Below are 16,253 nucleotides of genomic sequence, written 5' to 3' on the forward strand. Positions count from 1 at the left end.
AACATAATGTTGTCCGTTAAATTTTTGGCACGATTTGCTTTATACCCGCTCGATAACACTTCTTAAACGACTTCCAGACACAGCTACCAAATTTATGGGATTTTGTTTGCCCCAAATGAGTAGCTGTGCAAATCTGAACTTTACGTCTGTAACTCTTCTACGAGCGAATTTTTTTACTTGTCTTCCGTAAACTCTGTGTGTACCTGGATTTGCGGGGTAAATGCGGTCATTGTCGATGTATTGCAGGTAATCGCGGTCAAAGGGGTGGTTTTGGATATCAAGGACTGCTCTAACGATCCGTTCGCCTTCAGTTTTATTCGTAACTAGTAACTTCAACTCGTATCCACGTTCTTTGTCCGAGTAGGTGCATTTGAAATGACCTTTATTCCATATAAATAGAGGAGTAGCAAAGACATTTTTTATGGTTCTAGCTAGTGATTCTGCATTGGTTCTGCTAATAGTTTCGGAGCTTTCATTCATCAGTCTGAATGTGATTTCAGCCTCAACTTGAGGCGTACCATCACTATGAAGATTGAAATTATAAGGCTCTAAAAAATAAAGTTTGACCTGCGGTTTAAAGGTGCGCTCTGATTGAATTTCATACCAAGGAATGCCATAAACAGGGCGCTGTAATGCTTGAGCATGACCACAGGTAATCTCAAATAACCACATCCTCATTAGAGTCATGGTTGAGGTGTCGTCATCTTTCATCAAACAAGAATGCTTGAGTCTGGGCTTAGGATTGCTAACATCATCATCTGGTTGATTTTTAAAGTAAGCTCGAACCGCTTTATTATGTTCGAGCCTGACTATATCTTGGAGATTCTCCCATTCGTCAAACCCTTCTGGTAAAGGCATTATTCATCCGCCTCCTTATCTTCATCCGCGATAGCTAAACCAGTAGCACTAACTAATTTGGAAGCATCAAACCCAGCTTTAACTTGTGTTGCTTCTGGTGGTGTAGTGCCTTGCTTGCCATCTGGCTCTTGACCCAATGCTTTGAGAAATTCGGCTTTTTGGGTTCCAATCTGAGTAACTGTATCTTGAACGCTTAAAACTTCGGAAGCAACGCTATCAATTTGACTCACCACATTTTCAGTTGTTTCTAAAGCAGTAAAGAATTTATTTTGAAAGTTAGGTGTAGGATTCATCCAACGATAAGCCTTTTCGCTAACCTCACCCCATTTGCGTAGGGCATTACCAATTACAGCAATCCACGAACCAACGACTTCTAAAGCACTCAAAATTGAATAGCCAATTGATTGAATTGAATTTAATAAATTAGCAGCAGCTTGATAAATTCGATTCCATTTTTTATACTCAGCCTTGATACTTCCCCATTCACTCTCACCGATTACAGTTTTAGCCAAGCTATCAAATTGACTACCAAGGATTTGACCAATATCTAATGGGCTTCCCTCTGCGTCTTTGATGCCAATAGCAGCCAAAACATTTGATAATGCACTGGTTAATGTTTGTCCCAGGTTGGCTGAAAGCATGTAGGCATTATGCAAAGTTTGCCACCAAATAAGAATATTTAAGGCTCTATCTAGATGCATCCATTGAGCTACTCTAGTTAATTTACCACCTATACCACCGGGAAGCTGTTCGCCAAGCTTGTTATTAATAATGTCTAATTTGCCGTTTAATCCCGCAGTTCCTACTAGGTCTAAGCCGTTGAATGCGGCATTCAATGCATCAAGCTTGTTGCTATTTTGATTCGCCTGATTCTGTACATCGTTTATGGGTTTGCCTAGGCATCCATTGGGCTGGGAGATGTCGCAAACTGCGCCTTTTATCGGCTCTTTAATATCATTTCTGAAATCGTTATCTTTACCCAGTGTTTTTGGTAGTTGCTGTAATAACAACGTAATAATTGCGAGCTGATTTCCTTGCTCTAATACCTTTCTTGCCAGATCATCGTAATCCTTGCCTGTTGGCGTAGACGTAGTAGTATCTTTTGGAATGGGATGTAGAGAACTTGTAGGAATTGGCTTGAGGGCATCCGCTACTGGTTCTTGCCGCTGTGGCTGCGGCGTTGTCGCTGGCCCATAAATTTTGTAACTATCAGGGCTAGTTACTTGCACATAAGAGCCACTGCTGAGGTTTATTATGCTGCCAGGTATTGCTTGATTCCTGGTGAAATCATTGCCATCAGTGAATTCTGAAGATGTTGTATTACCGCTGAATCCAGGTAATTTTGTTGGCTCAATTTCTGGGAGATTACCACCAAGGTTACTTGGAGTGTAGAAGGGATTAGGATTAATCCGAGGAGCAAGGTAGCCGCCAGGTATTTGGAAGTCATTTGTGGGTCTGGGCGTGGCGTTCTCTGGTGTGCCGGCACTAACGCTGTTATTGGGCAGTGGACTTGTCTGACTGCCGCCAGGAGTGCCACGGCTAACGTAGCTTTCGCTATTAGCCGGATGTGCAACTGATTCTGGTGAGCGAAAATCTGTAGGAATTGGGATTGATGTCGGGTTCCCACCATAATCAATTTGCCCATCTTGCCTATTCACGAAAATAATTTTTAGGTTTCGTGCTTGTGTCCCTAGATATATGCTTCCAAAGCTGTTGACAACATATTGATCAGTACCATCTTCATTAGTTCCAACGATAACTGACCCAGCACCGTGTTGAGGCGTATCGTCGGTTATATAAATGGCTTTGATTGGCCCTCTGATATTTTGATTTAAAGGGTTGGAATAATCTGTAATTTGCCCATTACTGTTTCTAATTTCAAACGTTAATTGAACTGAATAAAGCACGCCTACGCTTTGACCGCCAAAAAATGGATGACTCACTACTGGCTCAACAGGTCTGGCTGCTTCAGAAGTGGGATGACTTAAGCTCCAAACATAATCAGCAATCCCACCGCCAATTGCACCACCAATCATCCCGCCGACAATTGTCCCGACTGGGCCAAAGGCACTGCCAACAGTCGCACCGAGAAGGCTACCACCAAGACTTCCGGCAGCACCAAACCCGGCTTGTGCTGGGGACTGCCCGTGAAATACGCGATTACCAAAATCTAGGGCAACCATTGCCGCCGGGATTACGGGAAACTTTCCAGCCGCAATAGGTAAAGACCTCGGTGTTGATTTTGGTAGGCTAACTTCCGCTGGGATAGCTTCTTGCAGCCCGACCCCATTCCACTCAGTAATAGGATTTAACTTGGCGCTACCTCTGGCACCACTATTGGCTGGGGTAACTGGCGGTTTAGCGCTGCTAGGTTTTGGTTGGCTATCAATAGTAGATTTTGGCATCTCATACTGATATTCATAGCTTTTAGAGCGAACAAAACCTTCCTCTACAGATGGTGTCTTGTAGCTAGAAAGTGCTTGATTTCTTGCTACTTGCTTTTCTCTTAAAAGTAGTTCTTGCTGTTGTTGCGCCTGATATTGCTCGTTAACAATTTGAGCGTTACGTGCTACTTCATCCTGGTAACTTTGTTTAAGAGCGCGTTCGTACTTCTCTTTTGCTACTGGATTAGATAGCGGATCTCGTGGCAATGGGATATTGAGCGGGGTAGCGGTGGAAGGTCTATCCAAAATTGCACCGGCTAGCTCAATATCCGCGTAATCTAAGGATCTGAATTGGTCAGCCGATGCAGACATAATTAATTGGCTTTAAAGTTTGCGGGAATAGCTGTAGAAGAGAGTTCCTGTACAAATGTCCACGGTTTCCCAGAGGCATTATTGTAAGTTGGATCAACTGCAAGGCTGACTCTGATTAATTCGCGGGTTTTTGAGTCGGCAGGCACCCAAAAACGCCCCCATTGGGCCGCTCTCTCGGTGTAACCCGTCCCTTCAATTACAACCAAAGTCGGGTTTAGGTTGAAAAGTATTGCCCCTGTCCAGGAATGCAGTTTTTCTACTGTATTAATCGCGGAGGGAATATCTGTAGTAGTGAAACTCGACATGATTTTTGAAGATTTTAAACAGTATCTTTTCTTTGTATTTGTTATTGAGAGTAATGTAAATCTTCCAGTTTTATGTAAAAGCAGAACAATCACCTACTCTAAAAGTCCGACTGGCTCTATTTTACAGATGTCAGCAGTAAGTTACGAAGTAAAATATACCTGTTTAGCCCGGTTGAGTACTTAAACAAGAATATTGCATCTGAATGTATGCGTGCAAATGTCAGTATTTGCCCTAATTGTTAATTATTGTTAATTTTGCCGATCGCCTTTATCTCCAGCCCACTGGTTATAGTGTGACTAGAAATATTTCATTCGCATTTTGGCGATCGCATCCTGTCTGGCAGCATGTTAGCGATCGCCTTTTTGTTGTCACAGTGCTTTTAACTGATCAGGCTGGTAGCCTTTGCCCTTATTGCCCAGAGGTGGCGCGCCAGGTTTAAATGATGACCTCAGCCAAATATCGCCATCTTCACTAATAGAACTGATCAACAAGGTTTGTCCCTGGTGCTGTCCTTTTAAAACCAACACTGATTGACCAACTCTGAATTTAGGCATGGGAGGTAAGATGTGAGTCTCAGGAAGTTCAGAAAGCTCACTCAACTTGACCCTGTCCTGATCTAATGGATAGGGAAGAAGTACCTCAGCTTCAGATTTGCTCTTAATAATTTTGCTGACCTTTACCTTTGACTTGAGGCGATCGCACCAATAAACTTTCCCCACTTCAACCTTTGTAGGTACAGAGTTGGTTTTCTGGGGTACATCGTCCTCGATGCGTTGTTGAGTCTTTTTTGAATTCTCTACAAAAAGTTGATTTTCCCTTGGATCACCTTGGATCACTTGGATCACGTCCTCTGAAACCCTTGCTATTGGCGGATTTTTTTGATCCAAGGGAAGTGATCCAAGGGGGAGAGAAAAAACCTCCCTTGGATCACTTTTTACCTCTTCCCTTGGATCACTCTGTATCTCTTGCTGTACAGCAGTTTCAGGACTTGCTGATCCAAATGATCCAAGGTGATCCAAGGCAAAATCATTTTTTACAGAATTATTTTTTTCTGTTTTACATACCCATCCCCGAGCTCCTCTTTTTCCGTATTCACGTCCGTGTTCCCAACCAAGCCGCCGCATAATACCCGATATTCTCTTATTACTGGAAATATCCTGGTGCGATAGGTCTATGGACAACAAGTTGTAAAGACTTTGTGTCGTTACAAAGTGTTTGACTCCAATGAATTCCTCAATAACTTCCATCCACGGATCGATAACCTGGAATTCTCGGTTGCGATCGGCCCGTTGCGCTTCCTGTTCATCCGTCAGCATGTAGGGATAGCCAGATTTGAACAATGCATTAGCTGCAGCCCAGATTTTATCCCTGTAGACCTGCACCGTCTCGACTGGAATTTTGGCTTTTGATACTGGGATAATCCAAAATCTCCTGTCACCACTGGGGTCATTGAGAATCTCGGTTTGGTTGGTAGTCCCCACAAAAACAAACCCGCGCTTGTAATCAATTGGCACTCGGTCGTAGGGAGTTCTGAAGGTTTCTTCTTTCTTGGCAAGGAATCGTTTCAGTTCCTCTACGTCCTTCCGCTTGTAAACCGTCTCGAATTCTCCCCACTCCAGACACCAGAATCGGTGCATCTTCATTTTTTCATCTTTATCATTGTCATTTCCCAAGTCATCAGAGAAGCAGTCTTCACCGTAGAGCGTTCGCCAAAACGTAGATTTCCTAATCCCTTGATCACCGTAGAGAATCAGGGCACAGTCCATCCAACAGCCGGGGTGACGGGCACGGGCGACGGAAGCAACTAAGAAATTCTTGAAGTAGGTAGTGTGTAGCGGGTCAGTAGTTCCGAAAAACTCGTAAGCCAAATTATCTAAATAATCGCCAGTGATATCAGGGAATTTTTGCTCAACATCATCCAGGTACTCAACCACTGGGGAATAGCTGTTAGCTTTCGCTATGCGTTCGATGATGGTAAAGGCATCATCTTTAGCAATATCCACGTCAAACTCTAAAGCCAGAATGAGCTTGATGTGGTTCATGTCCAGGGGCGCGCCGTGGTACTCGATCGCCTTTTTTAAGGTGTTGTAACGTAGGCTGTCTCCCCAAACTTTATTCACCAGGTTGAATCTGCTAGCCATTCTAGATTTAAAAACCTCTTCTAGTTCTTCCAGTTTTTTTGATGATTCTTCCTTCCACTCTTCAAAGGTTAGGGCATTAGTTACTAACTCTTTAAAGGCATCCTCACCATGTAGGGCAATGTAATCATCCATGCCCTTGGCATCCCCATCAGGAAGCTGCATTACCATTACCTTGCTTCCTTTGGCTGCTAGTTCTCTCGCTAGTCCAAGTAAGCCATCCTGTACAGGACGTTTATGTAAAATATCGTTGTCAAAACAGACGTAAAATGTTCTACCTAGTTTGGCAAATAATTCTAGGTTGCGGTGTAAACGCCCTTTCTTTCTGCAAGTACTCACCCCAGGAAGGCTGATTGTAGGAAGTCCGATAGATAAACCGGCACCTGCTTTTTTAGCCCCTTCAGTGATGATTATAGGCTGAAGAATATCTTGATAGATGTTAAGCCAGTAATCTTCTATTCCTGTATTCAAAAATAGAGGTGCTGTATCATAATCTTTCGCACCTTCATACTTTAATGGCTTACCATCCTCCCCTATTCTTGGTGTGTCTGGTTTTACCTGAACGCCCTCTAGGGTAGACTCTCCGGTTAGTGGGCTGACTCCAGTGACACACCAAGCTGGTACTAATTCATTAGAGTGTTTCCACCTACGCCTATTGTTACGATTGAGGATTTTATCAACTTCTCTTGAGTCGTGAACTGACTTTAAAACTAGCTTGATAATGACATCACTGACTGCGCTTTTCTTCCATTCTTCCCAATGATGGATATCAATATATTCGGGAATGTGGTTATCGGCTTGGGTTGGGGAAATTAATGTTTGTATCATTACTATTTCCCCTGTCTTGATAGTAAAATAGAGCCAAGTACTGCTACTTCTATCTCCACATTACTCTGAGGTAGAGTTGGTGTTACTGAAAAATTATTCATTATTTTTCGTTCGATAAAGGTGAATGGGTAGCCCTTGCTACCTGTTTTTTTTGGGTATGACATCAAGTTATTAACCATCTCTTTTTTGTGACTTCAATGTTTGCGCTCGTGACTTGATCTGAGTAATTGTTTCGGGGTACATCTGAAAAACTCTTGGCATGTTTTTAATGATGTCAGCCGCTAGGTATGTGGATTGAATGCGGTCTAATTCAGGGTCGATGTCTTCAAGAAATGATATTAATTCACTCACTTCTAAGGACAGCCGCATTGTCACTGCTTCTAACTCCGGAGATGAGGTTATGTTTTGTCTTTTGAGTTTTCTATTGTTGGTCATTGGGTGTTGGGGAATAAACAAAATAATGGCGGCGGGCAACCTTGGATTGGTCAGCCGCCGCCAAACTTCACTGAATTGAATGAAGGTTAACGTCCTCTGTCGCGTTCCAAGTCGTAAATTACTTTTTCTAGATACCAGTTGTCAGACTTGCCAGGGTTGTTCTGTCGCTGTTGCCTGAGTAAGCGCTTGCCAGTTGCTACATCACCCCGTAGCAGTGTCATTAATTGACTTTGCAGTTCCCGGTTTTTGGGGTCAGTGCGATAGGAATGAGATACTTTGCTTTTTGGCTTGTGTTCTGGAGGTCGATTGTCTCCTGGGTTTGTCAAGTTGAATTGCAAAAACCTAGTAACATTCGCTGGCAATATCCGCAAAATCAGATGAATAGCAATAGCGACAACGGCAATGACAATGCATGGGAGAAATGTGAGGAAGACTATTGTTAAGGTATCCATAGGATGAGATGGTGATGCTACTCATCCAACATGCGGTTTTCCCTTTGATCTAGGCATCAGGGAATTTCCGCATTTTTAATTAAAGTCTTCTGTCGGGTGAATTTAGCTCTAACCATTGCTTTGCTTTCTTGGTGGTGGTCAGTGGGAAAACTTAGGGAAGGCGGATCGAGTTGGCGCTTGATCCGCCATGTTGTGTATCGAAAGAGAAAACGAAATGAGCAGTTTTGATTTAAATGAGGAAGATGTTGTAATGACGGAGGTTTCTACTGGCTTTGGCTTTGGAACTCACAAAATATTGAAATTTAGCGAACTGAGAACATATTTCTTGAACTGGGTAAAAGAGATGGAGAGAAAAGGCGCTATTGAAGCTCACTGGTTTAAGGAAGGTGGTCTCAAGTGCCAAGTTTTACCTGTCGATGGAGGTGGATGGCATAAGGGTCAATTGCGATTTCGGATGGAGTTCATCCCAGATGACCCAGAGTCTTTTTTTAAAAATGCCTCTGCTAAAGAAGAGACACCGCATTCTCCCCTAGCTGACTTGCGTTCTAATTTAGACATCTAACCCACATCCTGCACATGTGATAGCCTCATAAGCAATCGCATAAAAAAGCCGTCCTACCTGTAAAGGTGAGGACGGCTTACACGCTAGCTTCAAGTTTTTTGCTTAATTCCTGTTTTAGCTCTTCAATCTCACTGATTTTTGACTCTAGACGTTCTATTTCGTTTTCGATCTGTTGCTTCTCTTCTTTTTTTCTAGCCACCTGAATACGGCAATCATCAATCAGGTGGTCAAGCATTCCCCCAGTAACTGCTGTTCCGCAACTGAAGACACTTGATCTCTCGCTAATTGCTCTACCAGCTCGCTCTTGCTGACTCCGAGCGCTTTGGCCTTCGCTTCCAATTTCTCCACACCCTCTGGGGAGAGAGTTAACGTTAGGTCTTTCTTCCTCTGCCCATGCAGTGGCTTTCTCATTCTTTCTACCCGTGTACTTCATTTTTATTGTACCCCTGCACTATCTTTACATTTAACCCTGGCAGTATTAGACTATCCTTTAGTTGTACCAGGGTACAATTATTTTGACAACCTTCTACTTAACCCCAAACCATGCAGAGATAGCAGCCTGCAAGCCCAAAGACCTGCTAGGGGAAAAATTCATCACCGCCAAACACCCGTAAGTCGTCGCGCCGCCGGGTCAACGGCAACCGCACAAAACCATCATTAACAGGAGAAAAAACTTGACCAACCTAGCCCAAGACCTGCAAGCCCTGGAAGCGCACATCCTCCAAATCATCAAGTCCCCCGAATGGATCGCCATAATTGCGGCGGGAATTTATAGTCCCGAAATAACTCTAGGGGATGCACTCCAAGCTGCAAGAGAAGCCGTAGCAGCCCATGATCTGTATCTAGAAATTAGCTTCCATTGCAGTAAACAATACTCAGAATTCAATGCCCAGTAAATTTGTCCGCTTGATTCTCGACTCGGAAAACGAACTAGTCATCAATCTCGAAACTGTTTGCAGTGTTCACAAAATAGGTTCTCACGTTGTCGTTCAATTCATTGAAGACAGCGGTAATCTCCCATTTACCGGAGATGTAGCCGATTCATTGTGGAACTACTTCGCCAGCCATTCAATTACCATCCACCGCGCTGCACACAGTGACAAAAACGCTGAAGCTCTTGAACAGCAAGACTTCAGCGCAAATCGCAACTCGTAATTAGACCATCAATACAACCACTAACAAGCCATTATGACCGATCAACAGACCACCAATGGCATCACTGCCAACGCCCGATCAAACTTCACCAGTAGCCGGAAAGGACGTAAAAAGGAGTGGAAAGACTTGACTATTGATCCACTATCGGAAGGATATGACAGCTATCAAGCTGACTATGTAGTCGGCAAAGCCCCAATTACTTGGGCATTACTTGAAGCCGGTCAATTATTTTCCCGTTCCAAGACTGGGAAGAATTTACACGTCAAGCTCAACGATGGTCGAGCCATCTGCTTAGATACCCGTCAGCCGATTGAAATCAAGCCGTCAATCCGAAACTCTTTGCAAATTTGGGTTGTGACTAATTTCAACAGTACTTCTGCAAATAAAGACGATTTATAAGTGGCGACCCATCAGCAAGATGTACTATCGCCACGGCGTAACAGAAACAATCAAATCACGCTAAAAAGATTATGACAGAAGACATCGATAAATCCTACGTCCAGCGACAAATTGACCGCGCCAGATCCACAGACAATCAAGAAATCAAAAACAATTGTCTCTACCGCGCCGGCACCCAGATGGAAGTAATTGAATGCAACGGCAACGCCAATTTGACAGATGAACAACAGCAGACCGTTTTGACTGCAGCTAAAAACTTACTAGGTGATAGTTATGAGTAATCCTTTAAACCCTGAGTTTTGGCTATCACTAGGAATTACGCCCGTCGTGATTGACCCTGACGACTCCGAGAGTGTTGAGCAAGGACTGGAACAAATTACTCAGATAATACGAAATGTCGCTGACGAGTTGGAGGGTGAAGATGAGTGAGGAATTGTGCAAAGCATACACTCAAGCCCTGATCGCTGATGGTGTGCCCCAGGAGATTGCCGAGAAAGCCGCTCAAGTGATTGCTAATGATCGTCCAGGGGAACCCAATTTGGGGCGATCGCCTGAAGATCAGCAAGCTGTACTGGATGCTTGGGAAGCTTCTCAGTCAAAGGAGGTAGCAGATGAATAATCAGCTAATCATCCTCATCCTGACCATTGCATCCTTAAGTTTGGCGATCGCCGCACTCTGGAAACAGCAAGAGCGCCCTTTTTACCTAAGAATTGAGGTGCAGTATGGCAAATGAACGAAAAATTTTAACCACAAGAGAGTTGGCTGCCGAAATAAGCAAACTCAGTGAAAAGGCAAAGGACTTACAGGCTGAAATTGAATCTATATACAATCAAATTCCTTCTCCTGCCGATGACGATGACGAATGGGAGTATTACGCTTTTCGACTTCAAATGTGTTCTCAGTCTTTGGCGGTTGCAGTATCTCAACTGATAGCAGCGGAGGTTTCTTGTTAATGGCAAATGATTTAATTGAGTTGAAAGTTGCTACACCTCCCAAAGCAACCACCGCGAACACCTGGGTAGAGATGCGACTACCCAGTACTAAAACCTTACTTCGCTACTGTGGTTGGGGATTGGGACGAATTGCCTTCAGCTGCACCCTGTTCTCAGTTCACGTCACCAGAGGCACGTTGAAATTCGGCGTTGTGTTCTGCGATTACCTGGAGCGTGGCATTAAGCATCTGGTTAAGGTGTATGATGCCCTACCTTATGCTGGAGTCTCCATGAGTCAGGTAATTGAAGCCAGTGCCACTGTTATCAATGAACCACTGGATGTTATCACCGACGTTATCACCGCCATTGAAGGTAAGCAGGTGATGATTATTGGCGAAATGGGTACAGGGAAAAGTACCTTAGCCCAATACCTTGCTTACACCGTGGGAGGCTCGGTCAAAGTTTACGAGTGTGAAGGTACTCCAGAAGACTGGCAAGGACTTGAGGTGATTGGGAAGGGAGAAAACTGGACAGCAATTGAGTCAGAGATGTCTGCGGACTTGGAGGACTTGAGCAACCAACTCAAAATTCGCAACGAAAAAGGGGATGCAGCATTAGTCGGCACGGAACGAGTCATCATTGCTGAAGAGTATCCCGAACTGGCTTCTAAGGTGGCGTCATCGGATGAATGGCTGGAGCGCCACGCTAGGAGGGGTAGAAAAGCGCGGCGCTTCACAATTTTACTCTCTCAATATGACCGGGTAGCTGCTTGGGGACTGGAGGGTAAGAGCGACTTAGCCGATGCTTTCTACCGTATTAGATTGGGCAAGAAAGCGCTGGCTCACGCCAAAAGCCTGAAAAATGAAGCGCTGATCAACTGGCTCAACCTCGACAAGTCTCACTGTTTACTTGACGATCAGCCTCTCAAACTCCCACCATACCGCGAGATGAAAGCCGTAACCCTGCGCGGTAGTACAACAGTACTTCAACCATTACCGAACAACCAGATCATGGATGAAAAACGCCATGAAAAACCGCTGAAAAGCGCTCAGGAAGCCGATTCTGAGGAAAATTGTTCAGACTCGGATCGGCTACTTTGGCGGCTAATTCAGCGACTGGGTGCAAATAAAAGCGACAGTTCAGTTGTAACAGAGGTGTTGGGTTTTACTGGCCGGCGCTACGCCGAAGGCGTGGCACTCCTAGAGAAGTTGCGGAAGCAGTTTGAGTGATTTTTAAAAGCGATCGCATTACGCGGGTGCGATCGCCCCTCATTCCATCTACCCGGTAATAAAAATATCACATTAGGTTTTACCAATGCATGGAAATCGAAACTGATTATCAAGCCTTAATTTTTCAAGGACTCGGACAAAAACAGCTACTGGCAATTATTGAATTAGTTGCAAGACAGATAACTGAGCCTGATTATTATGCTCATTATGTAGCGGAAGAAATGCAACATTTGCCTGTTCGTCTGCCTCAGATTGCCTACTGTTACTGCGATACGTTGAATGAAGAGATAGATAAAATACTTTTTCTTCAACGATTGATTAATGTCTTAGCCAATGAAGCCGTAACAGGTAAATTACGTCCCAAAGATTTTAATGATGAATATGACCCCTAATAATAGCAAACCTACAAATTGTCCAAAATGTTCATCTGATAATTTGCAAGAAAACAAACCTTACGGTTATTGGGAGTGCCTAGATTGTGGGCAATATTGGGCACTGGATGCTGATGATCCAGACTATGAGGAAATGCTTTCAAATGAAGAAGTCCAAGCAAGGCTTTTCGAGAGATTCGTGGAACGGGATCGAGCGACTCAATGCGCTAATTGTGACGGCGGTGGGTTGATTGTGTTTTACGGTGAAACTAGATCCTGTCCTAAGTGCAATGGGACAGGATCTATTTGATATGGATGATGATAAATGGATCGCCGTTGATAAGCGGTCTAATAAATTAATTATTCGCTTCCGGGTCAGTGGCTACCGGAAGCAATTTTTTGTAGCTACTCGGTTGAAGGATACTAAGCGCAATCGGGAAATTGTCAGGAGCAGGCGTGACGCGATCGCCACAGATATCTCACTAGGGCGGTTTGATGCCACCCTGGAGAGTTATCAGTTTCGTGCGAGTGCGATCGCCCCCGCGGCGCTCGCCCCCGCGGCGCTTGTACGTGAAAAGCCTCAAGCCAAGTATCAATATAACTTACAGCAACTCTGGGAACGCTACACCGACTTTCAGAGTTGCCAATTAGAAAAAACGACTATTCTTACCGAATATCGTGCGATCGCCAACCTCATAAATCAATTACCGACGCGATCGCTAGAAGATGCCTCCAAAATCAGGGAATGGGTACTAGGAAATCGCAGCCATTATGTTTCTTGGAATTTATTGAACTGTCTTAATCGCTGCTGTACATGGGCTAGTGAGTCTGACCTAATCCCTGAGAATCCATTTCAGAAACTCAAAATTCAAAAGCCTAAGAAAAGTAGTGACGATGATGATCACCGAGCTTTTACTCTTGAGCAGAGGGATTTGATCATTGAAGCGTTTGAACAAGATTCTCTACACTCTCACTACTCATCCTTGGTGAAATTTCTATTTTGGAGTGGTTGCAGACCTGGGGAAGCGTTCGCCCTGACCTGGGGAGATATTAGCGACGACTGTTGTCGCATAACTATCAGCAAGTCATGCAACGGGCACAGAGTCAAAAAAGGAACAAAGAATGGGAAGAAGCGAGTTTTCCCCTGTCAAGTTGGGTCAAGGTTGCAGCAGATGTTGTTAAGCGATCGCCCAAGATCGTACAACTCTAGTGATTTAATTTTTTTGAGTAAAGCTGGACGGCCTATCAACAGCGGGATAATGTTTGCTTTCTGGAGTGAATGGCGTTCTGAAAATGTGTACAAGCGAAAAGTCTACAAGTACGCTGGCGTAGTGAAAAAGTTGTCAGAAGAAGGCAAAGTAATTTACTTGAAGCCTTACGCAACACGGCACACCTTCGCAACATGGGCAATTAGCAGTGGTATCACACCTGATAAGGTGGCGCTGTGGATTGGTGATACCGTCGAGACGGTTTTGAAGTATTACTGTCACCCAGAGATAGTTAATGCCGAGTGCCCGGATTTCTAACCTTGCTACTCATTTGCTACTCAAAGCGATAGCCTTGAAAGACAAACGCTTACTTACTTCAATTGGCTATGCTGCCTAAACCAACCAAATTTTGGACACCTGCAAACTGGGCTAGCTGGAAGCCCTTCGGTATTGGCGAACAGTACCCGAATAATTATTGGGAGGTATTTCGCGCTATTTGGCGATCGCGTCAGCAGCTACCCTATGCGTGGAATATCCTGAATAAAGGTGTCTGTGATGGTTGTGCGCTGGGAACTACTGGAATGAAAGATTGGACACTTGACGGTATCCATCTGTGCAATGTCAGGTTGCGGTTGTTGCAGATGAATACGATGTCAGCCCTTGATTCTAACTTGCTGGCTGATGTTTCTCAGTTGCAAGGTCAAAAAAGTTCCCAGTTGCGTGACTTGGGACGGCTTCCTTATCCAATGATGCGCCAACGTGGGGACAAGGGTTTTCGTCGTGTTAGCTGGGATGAAGCTTTAGAAGTAGTGAGCGATCGCATTCGCGCTACTACACCAGACCGTCTCAGCTTTTATATTACCAGTCGCGGCACTGTCAACGAAACTTACTACACCACTCAAAAAGCTGTCCGGGCGATGGGTAGTAATAATATTGATAATGCTGCCCGTATCTGTCATTCTCCCAGTACCGCAGGTTTAAAAGCCTCTCTCGGTGCGGGGGCTACCACCTGTTCCTATAAAGACTGGATTGGCACAGATTTGTTAGTCTTTATTGGTTCTAATGTTGCCAATAATCAACCCGTCACCGTTAAGTACCTCCACTACGCCAAAAAAGCTGGCACAAAAATTGTCGTCATTAACACTTACCGCGAGCCAGGGATGGAACGCTATTGGGTGCCCTCAATTGTGGAAAGTGCTATTTTTGGGACAAAGTTCGCCGAAGACTTCTTCCTGGTCAGCCTGGGTGGGGATATGGCATTTTTCAATGGCACTATCAAACAAATGATTGCTCACAATTGGGTAGATCAGTCGTTTATTGATCGCCACACCGCAGGCTTTGAGGAACTCAAGGCATCATTAGCAAGCCAATCTTGGGAAGAATTAGAGAAGCTTTCTGGTGCTTCTCGTGATGATATGTATGCTTTTGCCAAAATGGTCGGCGAAGCCAAACGAGCGGTATTTGTCTGGAGTATGGGCATTACTCAGCATGAATGCGGCGAAGACAATGTCCGCAGTATCATCAACTTAGCTCTTACCAAAGGTTTTGTTGGTCGGGAAGGCTGCGGTTTGATGCCAATTCGTGGTCACTCTGGGGTACAGGGAGGCGCAGAGATGGGCTGTTACGCTACAGTTTTTCCTGGTGGTAAACCCATCACTTTAGAGAGTGCAGCCCAGTTAAGCCAAGTGTGGGGCTTTGATGTGCCGAAAAGTCAAGGTTTAATTGCTCCAGAAATGATTGCAGCGGCGCATCGAGGACAATTAGATGTGTTGTTCTCCGTGGGGGGAAATTTCCTAGAAGTTTTACCAGAACCGGATTATGTGGAAGGTGCTTTAAAACAAGTACCGTTGCGAGTACATATGGATATTGTTCTCTCTAGCCAGATGTTGGTGGAACCTGCTGATACGGTGGTGGTGTTACCTGCGACGACTCGTTACGAAGTACCAGGGGGAGTAACTGAGACAAACACCGAACGCCGGGTAATTTTTAGCCCAGAAATTCCCGGGCCGCGCATTGGTGAGGCGCGTCCAGAATGGGAAGTTTTTTTGGAGTTGGCGAGACGAGTCAAACCAGATTTGGCAGAAAAGCTTAATTTCGTTGATACATCCGCAATTCGTCAAGAAATTGCCCAAGTCGTCCCACAATATGCCGGGATTCAACACCTACAGCAGGCGGGAGATCAGTTTCAGTATGGTGGTTCCCATTTGTGTTTCGGTTGGAACTTCCCTACAGCGGATGGTAAGGCACATTTTGGCGTATTATTACCAACTCGGAGGGAATTACCAGATGGTTATTTTTTATTAGCCACCCGCCGGGGTAAGCAGTTTAATAGTATGGTGCAGGAACGCAAGGATGCAATTACTGGGGCTATCAGAGAGGCGGTGTTCATCAATGCTGCGGATGCGGCACAATTAGGATTAAAAGATGGCGATCGCATAATTCTTAAAAATGATTTAGGCGAGTTACCAGGACAAGTCTACATCGCGCCAATTCAGTCAAGAAATTTACAAGTACATTGGCCAGAAGGGAATGTATTACTTGATAAAAGTAAGCGCTCTTTGGAAGGTGTGCCAGATTACAACGCAGTAGTTCAGTTAGTAAAAGTTTGAATCAAGTTTCATCC

Annotated in this window: 21 protein-coding genes; 13 read left to right on the forward strand and 8 right to left on the reverse strand. The window is 44.5% G+C overall.

Features of this window, described 5'->3' with window-relative positions:
- Positions 1 to 39: 39 nt before the first annotated feature.
- The 6 genes from CAL7507_RS05405 to CAL7507_RS32970 all read right to left on the reverse strand — a co-directional run bounded on the left by CAL7507_RS05405 (position 40) and on the right by CAL7507_RS32970 (position 7,773).
- A complete protein-coding gene (locus CAL7507_RS05405) occupies positions 40 to 858 on the reverse strand; it encodes a hypothetical protein (protein ID WP_015127430.1) in 819 nt (272 codons plus the stop codon).
- A complete protein-coding gene (locus CAL7507_RS30070; protein ID WP_015127431.1) occupies positions 858 to 3,614 on the reverse strand; it encodes a hypothetical protein in 2,757 nt (918 codons plus the stop codon). The genes CAL7507_RS05405 and CAL7507_RS30070 overlap by 1 nt, the downstream gene beginning before the upstream one ends.
- 2 nt (positions 3,615 to 3,616) lie before the next feature.
- Positions 3,617 to 3,919: a hypothetical protein gene (locus CAL7507_RS05415; RefSeq protein WP_015127432.1), complete on the reverse strand. Its 303-nt coding sequence runs from the start codon at positions 3,917 to 3,919 to the stop codon at positions 3,617 to 3,619.
- A 369-nt stretch (positions 3,920 to 4,288) separates the two neighbouring features.
- Positions 4,289 to 6,886 (reverse strand): VapE domain-containing protein, encoded by a 2,598-nt coding sequence (locus tag CAL7507_RS30075; RefSeq protein ID WP_015127433.1) that lies wholly within the window; start codon positions 6,884 to 6,886, stop codon positions 4,289 to 4,291.
- 171 nt (positions 6,887 to 7,057) lie between these two features.
- Positions 7,058 to 7,321 (reverse strand): hypothetical protein, encoded by a 264-nt coding sequence (locus CAL7507_RS05425; protein WP_015127434.1) that lies wholly within the window; start codon positions 7,319 to 7,321, stop codon positions 7,058 to 7,060.
- 86 nt (positions 7,322 to 7,407) lie between these two features.
- Positions 7,408 to 7,773, reverse strand: a complete 366-nt coding sequence (locus tag CAL7507_RS32970; RefSeq protein WP_015127435.1) for a hypothetical protein — start codon at positions 7,771 to 7,773, stop codon at positions 7,408 to 7,410.
- Positions 7,774 to 7,987: 214 nt separating this feature from the next.
- Here CAL7507_RS32970 and CAL7507_RS05435 point away from each other — a divergent pair, with 214 nt between their 5' ends.
- Complete coding sequence (locus tag CAL7507_RS05435) at positions 7,988 to 8,335, forward strand: KGK domain-containing protein (RefSeq protein WP_052331541.1); 348 nt, start codon at positions 7,988 to 7,990, stop codon at positions 8,333 to 8,335.
- A gap of 76 nt (positions 8,336 to 8,411) precedes the next feature.
- Here the strand turns inward: CAL7507_RS05435 and CAL7507_RS33625 are convergent, their stop codons facing one another.
- Together CAL7507_RS33625 and CAL7507_RS33630 are read right to left on the reverse strand one after the other, a co-directional pair.
- A complete protein-coding gene (locus CAL7507_RS33625; protein WP_160166314.1) occupies positions 8,412 to 8,570 on the reverse strand; it encodes a hypothetical protein in 159 nt (52 codons plus the stop codon).
- A complete protein-coding gene (locus CAL7507_RS33630; RefSeq protein ID WP_083862878.1) occupies positions 8,555 to 8,746 on the reverse strand; it encodes a ribbon-helix-helix domain-containing protein in 192 nt (63 codons plus the stop codon). The genes CAL7507_RS33625 and CAL7507_RS33630 overlap by 16 nt, the downstream gene beginning before the upstream one ends.
- Positions 8,747 to 9,009: 263 nt before the next feature.
- Here CAL7507_RS33630 and CAL7507_RS05445 point away from each other — a divergent pair, with 263 nt between their 5' ends.
- The 12 genes from CAL7507_RS05445 to CAL7507_RS05495 all read left to right on the forward strand — a co-directional run bounded on the left by CAL7507_RS05445 (position 9,010) and on the right by CAL7507_RS05495 (position 16,239).
- A complete protein-coding gene (locus CAL7507_RS05445; RefSeq protein ID WP_015127438.1) occupies positions 9,010 to 9,231 on the forward strand; it encodes a hypothetical protein in 222 nt (73 codons plus the stop codon).
- Complete coding sequence (locus tag CAL7507_RS05450; protein WP_015127439.1) at positions 9,221 to 9,490, forward strand: hypothetical protein; 270 nt, start codon at positions 9,221 to 9,223, stop codon at positions 9,488 to 9,490. Before CAL7507_RS05445 ends, CAL7507_RS05450 begins: the two co-directional genes overlap by 11 nt.
- 33 nt (positions 9,491 to 9,523) lie before the next feature.
- The gene (locus CAL7507_RS05455; RefSeq protein WP_015127440.1) at positions 9,524 to 9,889 is read left to right on the forward strand and encodes a hypothetical protein; all 366 of its coding nucleotides are present in this window, start codon (positions 9,524 to 9,526) and stop codon (positions 9,887 to 9,889) included.
- A gap of 71 nt (positions 9,890 to 9,960) precedes the next feature.
- A complete protein-coding gene (locus CAL7507_RS05460) occupies positions 9,961 to 10,170 on the forward strand; it encodes a hypothetical protein (protein WP_015127441.1) in 210 nt (69 codons plus the stop codon).
- Positions 10,163 to 10,318 carry a hypothetical protein gene (locus CAL7507_RS32240; protein ID WP_015127442.1) on the forward strand — a complete coding sequence of 52 codons (156 nt, stop codon included), beginning with the start codon at positions 10,163 to 10,165 and terminating at the stop codon, positions 10,316 to 10,318. The genes CAL7507_RS05460 and CAL7507_RS32240 overlap by 8 nt, the downstream gene beginning before the upstream one ends.
- The gene (locus CAL7507_RS05465) at positions 10,311 to 10,508 is read left to right on the forward strand and encodes a hypothetical protein (RefSeq protein WP_015127443.1); all 198 of its coding nucleotides are present in this window, start codon (positions 10,311 to 10,313) and stop codon (positions 10,506 to 10,508) included. Before CAL7507_RS32240 ends, CAL7507_RS05465 begins: the two co-directional genes overlap by 8 nt.
- Entirely contained in the window at positions 10,501 to 10,623 is a 123-nt protein-coding gene (locus tag CAL7507_RS33360; RefSeq protein ID WP_255348331.1) for a hypothetical protein, read from the forward strand. Before CAL7507_RS05465 ends, CAL7507_RS33360 begins: the two co-directional genes overlap by 8 nt.
- Positions 10,613 to 10,843: a hypothetical protein gene (locus CAL7507_RS05470; protein ID WP_015127444.1), complete on the forward strand. Its 231-nt coding sequence runs from the start codon at positions 10,613 to 10,615 to the stop codon at positions 10,841 to 10,843. The genes CAL7507_RS33360 and CAL7507_RS05470 overlap by 11 nt, the downstream gene beginning before the upstream one ends.
- The gene (locus CAL7507_RS05475; RefSeq protein ID WP_015127445.1) at positions 10,843 to 12,051 is read left to right on the forward strand and encodes a hypothetical protein; all 1,209 of its coding nucleotides are present in this window, start codon (positions 10,843 to 10,845) and stop codon (positions 12,049 to 12,051) included. The genes CAL7507_RS05470 and CAL7507_RS05475 overlap by 1 nt, the downstream gene beginning before the upstream one ends.
- Before the next feature lie 89 nt (positions 12,052 to 12,140).
- The gene (locus tag CAL7507_RS05480) at positions 12,141 to 12,443 is read left to right on the forward strand and encodes a hypothetical protein (RefSeq protein ID WP_015127446.1); all 303 of its coding nucleotides are present in this window, start codon (positions 12,141 to 12,143) and stop codon (positions 12,441 to 12,443) included.
- 269 nt (positions 12,444 to 12,712) lie between these two features.
- A complete protein-coding gene (locus tag CAL7507_RS05490) occupies positions 12,713 to 13,948 on the forward strand; it encodes a tyrosine-type recombinase/integrase (protein WP_236556882.1) in 1,236 nt (411 codons plus the stop codon).
- 68 nt (positions 13,949 to 14,016) lie between these two features.
- A complete protein-coding gene (locus CAL7507_RS05495; RefSeq protein ID WP_015127450.1) occupies positions 14,017 to 16,239 on the forward strand; it encodes an FdhF/YdeP family oxidoreductase in 2,223 nt (740 codons plus the stop codon).
- Positions 16,240 to 16,253 lie beyond the last annotated feature (14 nt).

Source organism: Calothrix sp. PCC 7507 (assembly GCF_000316575.1).
Classification (GTDB): domain Bacteria; phylum Cyanobacteriota; class Cyanobacteriia; order Cyanobacteriales; family Nostocaceae; genus Fortiea.

Bases quoted from the DNA above. Each gene is read 5' to 3' on its own strand.
- CAL7507_RS05450 (WP_015127439.1), top strand. From the start codon at position 9,221: ATGCCCAGTAAATTTGTCCGCTTGATTCTCGACTCGGAAAACGAACTA.
- CAL7507_RS05425 (WP_015127434.1), bottom strand. From the start codon at position 7,321: ATGACCAACAATAGAAAACTCAAAAGACAAAACATAACCTCATCTCCG.
- CAL7507_RS05415 (WP_015127432.1), bottom strand. From the start codon at position 3,919: ATGTCGAGTTTCACTACTACAGATATTCCCTCCGCGATTAATACAGTA.
- CAL7507_RS05480 (WP_015127446.1), top strand. From the start codon at position 12,141: ATGGAAATCGAAACTGATTATCAAGCCTTAATTTTTCAAGGACTCGGA.
- CAL7507_RS05435 (WP_052331541.1), top strand. From the start codon at position 7,988: ATGAGCAGTTTTGATTTAAATGAGGAAGATGTTGTAATGACGGAGGTT.
- CAL7507_RS05475 (WP_015127445.1), top strand. From the start codon at position 10,843: ATGGCAAATGATTTAATTGAGTTGAAAGTTGCTACACCTCCCAAAGCA.
- CAL7507_RS30075 (WP_015127433.1), bottom strand. From the start codon at position 6,886: ATGATACAAACATTAATTTCCCCAACCCAAGCCGATAACCACATTCCC.
- CAL7507_RS33625 (WP_160166314.1), bottom strand. From the start codon at position 8,570: ATGCTTGACCACCTGATTGATGATTGCCGTATTCAGGTGGCTAGAAAA.
- CAL7507_RS05455 (WP_015127440.1), top strand. From the start codon at position 9,524: ATGACCGATCAACAGACCACCAATGGCATCACTGCCAACGCCCGATCA.
- CAL7507_RS33360 (WP_255348331.1), top strand. From the start codon at position 10,501: ATGAATAATCAGCTAATCATCCTCATCCTGACCATTGCATCCTTAAGT.
- CAL7507_RS05465 (WP_015127443.1), top strand. From the start codon at position 10,311: ATGAGTGAGGAATTGTGCAAAGCATACACTCAAGCCCTGATCGCTGAT.
- CAL7507_RS05490 (WP_236556882.1), top strand. From the start codon at position 12,713: ATGGGACAGGATCTATTTGATATGGATGATGATAAATGGATCGCCGTT.
- CAL7507_RS33630 (WP_083862878.1), bottom strand. From the start codon at position 8,746: ATGAGAAAGCCACTGCATGGGCAGAGGAAGAAAGACCTAACGTTAACT.
- CAL7507_RS32970 (WP_015127435.1), bottom strand. From the start codon at position 7,773: ATGGATACCTTAACAATAGTCTTCCTCACATTTCTCCCATGCATTGTC.
- CAL7507_RS30070 (WP_015127431.1), bottom strand. From the start codon at position 3,614: ATGTCTGCATCGGCTGACCAATTCAGATCCTTAGATTACGCGGATATT.
- CAL7507_RS32240 (WP_015127442.1), top strand. From the start codon at position 10,163: ATGAGTAATCCTTTAAACCCTGAGTTTTGGCTATCACTAGGAATTACG.
- CAL7507_RS05495 (WP_015127450.1), top strand. From the start codon at position 14,017: ATGCTGCCTAAACCAACCAAATTTTGGACACCTGCAAACTGGGCTAGC.
- CAL7507_RS05405 (WP_015127430.1), bottom strand. From the start codon at position 858: ATGCCTTTACCAGAAGGGTTTGACGAATGGGAGAATCTCCAAGATATA.
- CAL7507_RS05470 (WP_015127444.1), top strand. From the start codon at position 10,613: ATGGCAAATGAACGAAAAATTTTAACCACAAGAGAGTTGGCTGCCGAA.
- CAL7507_RS05460 (WP_015127441.1), top strand. From the start codon at position 9,961: ATGACAGAAGACATCGATAAATCCTACGTCCAGCGACAAATTGACCGC.